The sequence below is a fragment of the Staphylococcus sp. HMSC13A10 genome, assembly GCF_001808005.1.
GTDB classification, from domain to species: domain Bacteria; phylum Bacillota; class Bacilli; order Staphylococcales; family Staphylococcaceae; genus Staphylococcus; species Staphylococcus pasteuri.
The window spans coordinates 1-2,697 of sequence record NZ_KV791878.1; the positions used below are offsets into that span (position 1 = coordinate 1).

At 30.4% G+C, this 2,697-nt stretch carries 1 pseudogene; it reads left to right on the plus strand.

Annotated elements, in window-relative coordinates:
* Positions 1–282 precede the first annotated feature (282 nt).
* A pseudogene (locus tag HMPREF3125_RS09275) lies at positions 283–2,543 on the plus strand (ATP-binding cassette domain-containing protein).
* Positions 2,544–2,697: the final 154 nt, after the last annotated feature.

Genomic DNA, 2,697 nt, shown 5'->3' on the forward strand with positions numbered 1-2,697 from the left:
TTATAAACATATCTTTATATATTTAATTGTTTTGACACGCTGACGTTGAAATCACAATCCACTAACTCTTGAGTTCTAACGTTATCTAGTACACCAATCTAGATAACGTTTTTTTATTATAAAAAATATATTTTGTTATATGCGACCATGATGAACAACAAAATTAAAGGAAAATTATTTTTATTAGGTTTATAGTAGTAATAACTTTAAGAAAAAGATAAATTAAGTTAGTGTGATAATTTAATCAATTGATAAACATTATAAGAGAGGGTCATTGAATTTATGAATAATATTACTATTATAGGAGCTTCACAAAATAATTTAAAAAATATAGATATAACTATACCTAAACATTTGATTACAGTATTCACAGGACGTTCTGGTTCAGGTAAGTCATCGCTGGTATTCAGAACAATAGCTGCTGAATCTGAACAACTTTTAAATGAAAGTTATTCTAGCTATATTCAATTTCATTTAAATCAACAACCGAAACCAAAGGTAAAAGAAATTAAAAACCTTCCTGTAGCAATGACGATTAGTCAAAAAAGATTTAATGGTAATTCTCGCTCTACTGTAGGTACAGTGTCGGATATCTATGCCTCTGTTAGATTGTTGTGGTCGAGGGTAGGTGAACCTTTTGTCGGTTATTCAGATGCCTTTTCATTTAACAGTCCTAATGGTATGTGTGAAACATGTGAAGGATTAGGTTACATTGAAGACATTAATTTAAATGAACTCTTAGATTGGGACAAATCTTTAAATGAAGGTGCTATTAATTTTCCTTCTTTCGGACCTGATAAAGAAAGAGGTAAAGCTTATCGTGATAGTGGTTTATTTGATAATGATAAAAAATTAAAAGCATATACAAAAGAAGAATTAGATTTGTTTTTATATCAGGAGCCAATAAAATTAAAAAACCCGCCCGAAGAATGGCGAAAATCAGCAAAGTATGTGGGACTTATACCTAGGTTTAGAAGGATATTCTTAGGGGATAAAGAATTTAACAAAAAACGTTACGCTAAGCATCTTAAAAACGTTGTAGAAAATAAAATTTGTCCAACTTGTAATGGTCAACGTTTAAATTCGAAAATTTTGAGCTGTAAAATTCAAGGGAAAAACATTTCAGATTTTACACAAATGACTGTAAAAGAAAATTTGGTGTTTCTTGATAAATTGAACGATTCAACTGCCCAATTTATTATTGAACCACTTCGAAAGCAATTAGAAGCACTTGATTATATAGGATTAAGTTATTTAACGCTTAATCGTGTAACCACTTCTTTATCAGGTGGAGAAGCACAACGTCTTAAATTAATAAGACATTTGAACAGTTCATTATCTGATTTGGTTTATATCATTGATGAACCAAGTGTTGGTTTACATCCAGAAGATATTGCAAAAAAAATGAAATTTTGAAATCTTTAAAAGATAAAGGAAATACAGTATTAATTGTAGAACATGATCCTGATGTAATTAAAGAAGCAGATTATATTATTGATATGGGACCAAGTTCAGGGACGCAAGGTGGAGAGATAACGTTTGAGGGAACATACAAACAATTATTGTCTTCAGACACATCTACTGGGGAAGCACTACGTATCAAACATCACTTAAAAAATGAGACACGTGAAGCAAAGCATTTTTATCATCTTGGACCAGTGACTCAAAACAATTTGAATAATACGACAGTTGATATACCTAAGCATGTTTTGACAGTATTAACTGGAGTAGCAGGTTCTGGGAAAAGCACTCTTGTTAAGGCAGGTTTTGCAAAGAACGATAATGCAGTATTTATGGATCAAAAAGCGATACAAGGCTCCAATCGGTCTAATTTATTAACTTATTTAGGTGTTTTTGATAGAGTCAGAAATTTTTTCAGCAAAGAAACTGGATTAAATAAATCCGTGTTTAGTTATAATTCGAAAGGGGCTTGTCCTAATTGTGGTGGTAAAGGTTATATTGAAACAGAACTTGCATTTATGGGTGAGTTTTCACAAACATGTGAAGTGTGTCACGGTAAACGTTATAAGCCAGAAGTATTGAATGCGACTATAAATGGCTATTCTATTGCTGATTTCCTTGAATTGACTGTTGATGAAGGTATAAAATTTTTTGATAAAGAAAATGAAATTCAGTCTAAGTTACAAGCTATAAGTAAAACAGGATTAAATTATGTAACACTCGGACAACCTCTATCTACCTTATCAGGCGGTGAAATTCAACGCGTTAAATTAGGTCAATATTTAAATGAAGATGTTACAGATAGTATTTTTATATTTGATGAACCTACGACAGGTTTACATGAAGCTGATATTCCCATATTGATAAATTGTTTTAATAATCTTATTGAACAAAATAATACTGTTATTTTAATTGAACATAACTTATCAATAATGTGTGAAGCTGATTGGATTATAGATGTAGGACCAGGTCCCGGTTTAGATGGAGGAAAAGTACAATTTAGTGGATTACCTGTAAACTTTGTTAAAGAAAATAAAACATTAACATCTAAGCATTTGAAACTTTATACAGAAAATAATTAAATTTGTTTCATATAACTTTAAATAGAGTTAGAAATTTTATAACTTAATTTAGTGGTTTGAAAAATTAACACATAAAATTAATAAAAGAGCCTATGGTTAAAATGATGTGATGTGCACCCCAAAAGTTGGACTAAAATCCAACTTTATGGGGTGC